This is a genomic window from Acinetobacter sp. FDAARGOS_558, from assembly GCF_003937785.1.
GTDB classification, from domain to species: Bacteria; Pseudomonadota; Gammaproteobacteria; order Pseudomonadales; family Moraxellaceae; genus Acinetobacter; species Acinetobacter baumannii.
In genome coordinates this window covers 1-5,281 of record NZ_RKJH01000007.1, presented here as the reverse complement: position 1 = coordinate 5,281, position 5,281 = coordinate 1, and the positions used below count along the sequence as shown (strand labels likewise).

At 36.8% G+C, this 5,281-nt stretch carries 8 protein-coding genes; 4 read left to right on the top strand and 4 right to left on the bottom strand.

Annotated elements, in window-relative coordinates; translation table 11 throughout:
* Both EGT34_RS20895 and EGT34_RS20890 read left to right on the top strand, forming a co-directional pair.
* Positions 1–784 (top strand): MobA/MobL family protein (locus tag EGT34_RS20895; RefSeq protein WP_125305497.1); only part of this gene is annotated, 784 nt, incomplete at its 5' end.
* Positions 781–1,278 (top strand): hypothetical protein, encoded by a 498-nt coding sequence (locus EGT34_RS20890; protein ID WP_024437508.1) that lies wholly within the window; start codon positions 781–783, stop codon positions 1,276–1,278. The genes EGT34_RS20895 and EGT34_RS20890, both read left to right, overlap by 4 nt.
* A gap of 111 nt (positions 1,279–1,389) precedes the next feature.
* On the opposite strand, the gene EGT34_RS20885 is transcribed toward EGT34_RS20890, so the two are convergent.
* The 3 genes from EGT34_RS20885 to EGT34_RS20875 all read right to left on the bottom strand — a co-directional run bounded on the left by EGT34_RS20885 (position 1,390) and on the right by EGT34_RS20875 (position 2,541).
* Entirely contained in the window at positions 1,390–1,671 is a 282-nt protein-coding gene (locus EGT34_RS20885; RefSeq protein WP_001129137.1) for a type II toxin-antitoxin system YafQ family toxin, read from the bottom strand.
* Positions 1,664–1,957, bottom strand: coding sequence for a type II toxin-antitoxin system RelB/DinJ family antitoxin (locus EGT34_RS20880; RefSeq protein ID WP_004781213.1), 294 nt, complete (start codon positions 1,955–1,957; stop codon positions 1,664–1,666). The genes EGT34_RS20885 and EGT34_RS20880 overlap by 8 nt, the downstream gene beginning before the upstream one ends.
* Positions 1,958–2,094: 137 nt before the next feature.
* Positions 2,095–2,541, bottom strand: coding sequence for a GNAT family N-acetyltransferase (locus tag EGT34_RS20875; RefSeq protein WP_004781211.1), 447 nt, complete (start codon positions 2,539–2,541; stop codon positions 2,095–2,097).
* Positions 2,542–3,511: 970 nt separating this feature from the next.
* Here EGT34_RS20875 and EGT34_RS20870 point away from each other — a divergent pair.
* The gene (locus EGT34_RS20870; protein WP_004282236.1) at positions 3,512–4,453 is read left to right on the top strand and encodes a replication initiation protein; all 942 of its coding nucleotides are present in this window, start codon (positions 3,512–3,514) and stop codon (positions 4,451–4,453) included.
* Here the strand turns inward: EGT34_RS20870 and EGT34_RS20865 are convergent.
* Positions 4,443–4,712, bottom strand: coding sequence for a mobilization protein (locus EGT34_RS20865; RefSeq protein WP_004282235.1), 270 nt, complete (start codon positions 4,710–4,712; stop codon positions 4,443–4,445). The genes EGT34_RS20870 and EGT34_RS20865 overlap by 11 nt on opposite strands.
* Positions 4,713–5,093: 381 nt before the next feature.
* Between EGT34_RS20865 and EGT34_RS20860 the strand changes: the two genes are divergently transcribed.
* On the top strand, positions 5,094–5,281 hold a 188-nt coding region (locus tag EGT34_RS20860; protein ID WP_171456081.1), incomplete at its 3' end, for a MobA/MobL family protein.

Below are 5,281 nucleotides of genomic sequence, written 5' to 3'. Positions count from 1 at the left end.
TGGTGAACTTTGGAACTTGGCAGAAAAAACCGAAAACCGTAAAGATGCCCGAACCGCTAGAGAATGGGTGATTGCCCTACCTGATGAATTAGACGCTGATCAACGTAAGGACTTGGCAAAAGACTTTGCCAGGTCCTTAGTTGATCGCTATGACGTGATCGCAGATTTAGCCATCCATGAACCCAGCAAAGGCGGTAATGATAAAAACCACCATGCCCATATCATGCTCACCACTCGAAAGGCAGAACTGGACACGGACAATAAACTCACCCTGACCACCAAAACCGATATTGAATTAAGCAACGCCAAACGAAAAAGCCTTGGTATGGGTACAACCCAAGAAGATATTAAGCAAATTCGAGAAACATGGGCAGACCTTGCCAATTACGCATTAGAAAAAGTCGGACACAGCGAAAAAATAGACCACCGCAGCTATGCCGATCAGAACAACGGACTACAAGCCACCATCCATGAAGGTAGTAAAGTCACCCAATTACGCAGACAAGGTATAGACACTGAAATCAGCCGTTTTAATGACAATGTCAAACAGCAGAACACCCAACAGCTTCACCAACAGAAACAGCAGAAAGAGAGCGTTTTACAGCGTGGTTTAAACCGTGTCGATCAAGGTTTTGACCAATGGCAAAAGAACCAAGAAAGCAAACGCCTAGAACTGGAACGCCAAGCGGAAATGAAGCGACAGCAAGAATTAGATAAACAACGAGCCGAGCAAGCACTCCGCAAGGCATCTCAAAAACTAGGTAGAGGCGGAATGTCATTATGAGTAATCAAAATGATCTAGATGATCAGTTATATATTTTATTGGCATCCATGAAGGAATACAGAGAAGCCATAGCAGATGATAATAAGCGATTAGAGCAGTTTTACAACCAAGTCGCTAGTGGAGTGCTAGATAAGGCTGAAAAATCGCTAGAAAACGCAAACAAGAAGCATACAGGTGCATTAAACAACAGTATTCAGGCATTAAACGAAGTAACTAACAGGCTCAGCTTAAAATTGATTATTATTTTTGCAAGTACGTTTGTCGCTGTAATGATAGTGTTCATATTGGCAATCTTCTTATACGTGCCAAGCAAAGATGAAATCGATGAACGTAGAGCTGATATGGCTGCACTTAAAAAATATCCGCTACAAATTCGAGAAAGTGATGGTGAAACATTGGTGAGAATCATGCGGAAAAACTGCTATTCATTTGAACCGAGTAGCGTCAAAGAAAAAACGTATGACTGGTGTCAGATCGACCCTAAAAAATACTAGATGATCGGTACTTTGCTTGGTTTTTCTCATTACTGATCAGATTACAGCAAGCGCAAAGTTGCCCGACTTTGAAACATGGCTAAAGCCATCTTTCAAAGCATCGAGCGATAGTCATCCAAAAATTTCGGAATGGCTATCCAACTGATGCAGTTCTAAAATATCATCACCAACAAGCCTATAGATCAAGACTAAATCAGGCTTCACATGACAATCACGACAATTCTTAAACTCTGCACCACCCTTCAAGGGATGATCTAAATATTTTTCAGGCAAAGGATTATTTGCAACTAAACAATCTAATACTTCTGCCCATTCAGCCGTAACCAGTTCTAAGTAACGTCTTTTAATATCACGTTTAAAAGAACTGGTTACGATAATCTTACGTTTAGCCATGTGCTTCTTCCGACATAGCTTTAATCGCTTCTTCTACCGTTTCGTACTCGGTGTACTCGCCATTTTCAATCTCTTTTAAAGATTGAAGTAACTTGGCTGCTGCTTTAGGTGTTAAAGCAGTTTCTCGCGCATAGTCAAAAGATAAAGGAATCGCTTTAGTTTTAACGATTTGATTCAAGAACAGTTTGAATGCTTGGGGCATAGTCAAACCGTAGTCTTCCAAAATAGGCATGGCTTGTTCTTTTAACTCTGCTTCTAAGCGCATATTGAAATTGACTGCGGACATGATTTCCTCACTCAAAAACTATTAAAGTAAAGACAATATAAAGCATATTCTTTACTTTTTCATTATTTTTGATGTAATAAATGGTTTCTGACAACTGAATTTCGTATAACAGCCATTAGGTTAAATGGCATTATTGATTAGTAAGAGTATTCAAATAGCTTTGTTTTATCTTGTTCGATAAATCCCATATTTTTATAAAGTGTTTGTGCTGCTACATTATCAAAATGTGTTTCTAAAGCGAGATATTTAGCATTCGTATTTTGACCAAATTGAATTACATGTTGCATTAACTCTTCAGCAATACCTTGTCGACGATTCACTTCATGTACATATAAATCATTTAAAATCCAAGCTTTTCCTGCTGAAACGGATGAAAACGTGGGATAAAGTTGGATAAAACCAAGAATGTTATTGAATTCATCTTTCTTTATAAAAATTTTTGAATCCTTTTGAGTAATCCTCTCATGAATAAATTTCCGTGCTAAATCTATATTTGGTTCTTGATGGTAGAAAACCCTATATGCATTAAAAATTTCAGCTAAGGATTCTAAATCGTTTAATTCTGGTTCAAAAAGAGTATGCATTACATCAAGCTCCAAATATTAAATAGTTAATAAGCATATACATATTTTTATTTTTTTGCGAGTAAGTGTTTGAGTTTTAATAATATTACATATAAGTAAATTTTATTTTAGCGAATAAACAGAAAGAACAAATGTATTTAAGTTTGAGCCTTACGAAAAGCTGTATTATGAAAAATAGCTAAAATTAACATAATACACCTTATACGAAATACGTTATAATTCCACTTAGAAATCAATGCTGTAGTTTCTAGTTTATAGCCCAATCGAGCCCGTTTGGGCTTTTTTTATGATTTTTCATGTTCCACGAATATTCTTTAATCAATGTTCCACGGTTTTGATTAGATATTTTAATCATTCCAGTAAGGGCCGAGCGAGTGTCTACGAGCGACCACCTGGCATTAAAATTTAGCCCCTGCCTTTTCTCTGATTACAAGCTCCCTTTTGCTTCGTAACGAAAGATACAGAGCATCCCGAATGGGTGCGAACTGTATTAGTCAAATTCTAGACGAGCGAAGCGAGCATAAAGACTACTGAGCGAAGCGAAGGCATAGTCTCTTTTTTATTAAATCCTCAATTCATATTTGAAAAAAACAGCCCCTCAACCGAGCGAAAGCGAGGTTAAAACGTCCGAGCTTTAGCGAGGGCATAGGGCTGTTTTATTTTCTGTATTTTCCTTTTTTATCTTTTAAAAAGCTTTTAAAAGCTTTTAGACCCCCTTCTAGCCCATATCTAGCAAGGCTTTCAGACTTTAAAAAAGTACTTTTACCGGACAACCAAGTACTTTTACCGGACAAAACGCATTTAAAAAAGTACTTTTACCGGACTTAAAAAGTACTTTTACCGGACATTAAGGTACACAAATTTAGATGTACTTTTTTTAAAAAAGTACAAAAATAATAGTCAAATTTTAAGCAATAATATACTATACAGGTACATATCCGAAAAAGTACTTAATAGGCATTGGAGTTATATGGACGAAAATAAAAAAACGTATCCACCTTCTTGGGTTGTGATGCAAAATAATATTCAAGAATGTTTTAAAAGTATGAATATTGATGAAAAGCGTATATTGATACTTGCTAGTCCAATTGCTAGAACTACTCAAGCAACAGAAAAAGATCCTATTATGATTACCGCTGAAAAATTCGCTGAAGAGTGTGGAATTAAAACGCATTCAGCATATACACAGTTAGAAGTAGCAAGTAGAAATCTGATTAAGCGTAGTTTTTCTTATAACAATGAAAGAGGGAAACGTGTTCTGTCTAATTGGGTAATTGATTGCATTTATGAAGATGGAGGTATTGCAATTCGATTCCCTGAGATCGTTTTATTGATGCTTACAGAATTTGATAAATTAAATCCATATACAAAGTACAAAAAAGACATCGTACTTAGTCTAAAAAAAGATTACTCATTCGATTTTTATCACTTAGCTAAAAAACATCAGGCTATGGGAAAATTTGAAATGTCTTTAGAAAGAATAAGAACTGAATTTGGCTTACCTGAGTCTTATCACGATCTAAGTAATCTAAAAAAACGTGTTATCAATCCATCACTAGATGAGATCACAGCTAATACAGATATTGCCCTAACTTATGAAAACGTTAAAAAAGGGCGTTCTGTGGTTGGCTTTAAGTTTACTGTCAGAGAGAAGCCCAAGCCTAGATTAATAGCATCAGAGCGAGAGCAAGAAACACTAGATATATTCCGCAGTCTGTCTGATGGTCAAATCAATACCTACAGCTCTATTTTGTCAAAAGTAGGTAGTATTAGTGATCTAGCTGGAGCAAAAGACTATCAAGCATTTGCAATTTGGATTGCTAATATTTTACGAGATCCAAAATCAGTCAGAGAGGAAACCGCAAAACGTATATTTAAAGCCTTGCGGACTGAAACAGATTTTAAAGGTTAAAAAGCTGTCTATCCCGATCTTCTGTTAAATACTCGTTGAGTTCAGCGAGTATTTTTTCTTTGTTGGCTTCATTACTTTGCATCTTTTTAATTAAATAAGAACCGAGCAAAATTTTACGTCGAGTATCATCCTTCCTTTCCTGCTCTTTTTGCTTTGACCTTTCTCTAGCTTCGATAGCTTGTTTGCGAGCCTTTAACTGTTTCAGCTTTTCTAACTGGGCTTCGATTTTCTTTTCGAGAGTTTCAGCAGCTTTTGTCATGATTCAGATTTCGGGATATAGAAAACCACTCAAGCATAAGGCCCTATGAATTGAAATTCAAGCGGGCTATATGCTATCGTGTTTTTCATGAAATGCGCACTTACGACTTAGATTTCATCCAAGTCTACATTAGCGTAAGGGGGTGTCCCCTTAACCCCAAAAAATTACTACGCAATTTTAAAAAGCAAAAGGAAAATAAAAATGCATCGGTATAATTTCAGAGAAACGCACCTTTATCTTTGTCCAAATTGCGGACACGAATGCACTTACACGATGCCTGAACTGATGGCACAACATGCAGAAGAAAAAGAAGTTCAGAACCTAAAAAGAGAATGCGAAAAATGCGGTTATTACGTCCCTGCTAGTCGGAAGTGTTAAGCGATGGCTATTTACCATTGCTCGACCAAAACAGTTAACCGCAGTTCGGGGCGAACTGCGGTTGCATCTGCTGCATATCGTGCAGGGGAAAAATTAGAAGATGAACGCACAGGACTGATCCATGACTTTACAAGAAAAGACGGTGTCGCCCATTCTGAAATTCTGTCTAATTTAGATATTGAAATTGACCG

What these genes read in the sequence shown, in the direction of transcription:
- EGT34_RS20890 (WP_024437508.1), top strand. Translation starts at nt 781, where the DNA reads ATGAGTAATCAAAATGATCTAGATGATCAGTTATATATTTTATTGGCA.
- EGT34_RS20885 (WP_001129137.1), bottom strand. Translation starts at nt 1,671, where the DNA reads ATGGCTAAACGTAAGATTATCGTAACCAGTTCTTTTAAACGTGATATT.
- EGT34_RS20880 (WP_004781213.1), bottom strand. Translation starts at nt 1,957, where the DNA reads ATGTCCGCAGTCAATTTCAATATGCGCTTAGAAGCAGAGTTAAAAGAA.
- EGT34_RS20875 (WP_004781211.1), bottom strand. Translation starts at nt 2,541, where the DNA reads ATGCATACTCTTTTTGAACCAGAATTAAACGATTTAGAATCCTTAGCT.
- EGT34_RS20870 (WP_004282236.1), top strand. Translation starts at nt 3,512, where the DNA reads ATGGACGAAAATAAAAAAACGTATCCACCTTCTTGGGTTGTGATGCAA.
- EGT34_RS20865 (WP_004282235.1), bottom strand. Translation starts at nt 4,712, where the DNA reads ATGACAAAAGCTGCTGAAACTCTCGAAAAGAAAATCGAAGCCCAGTTA.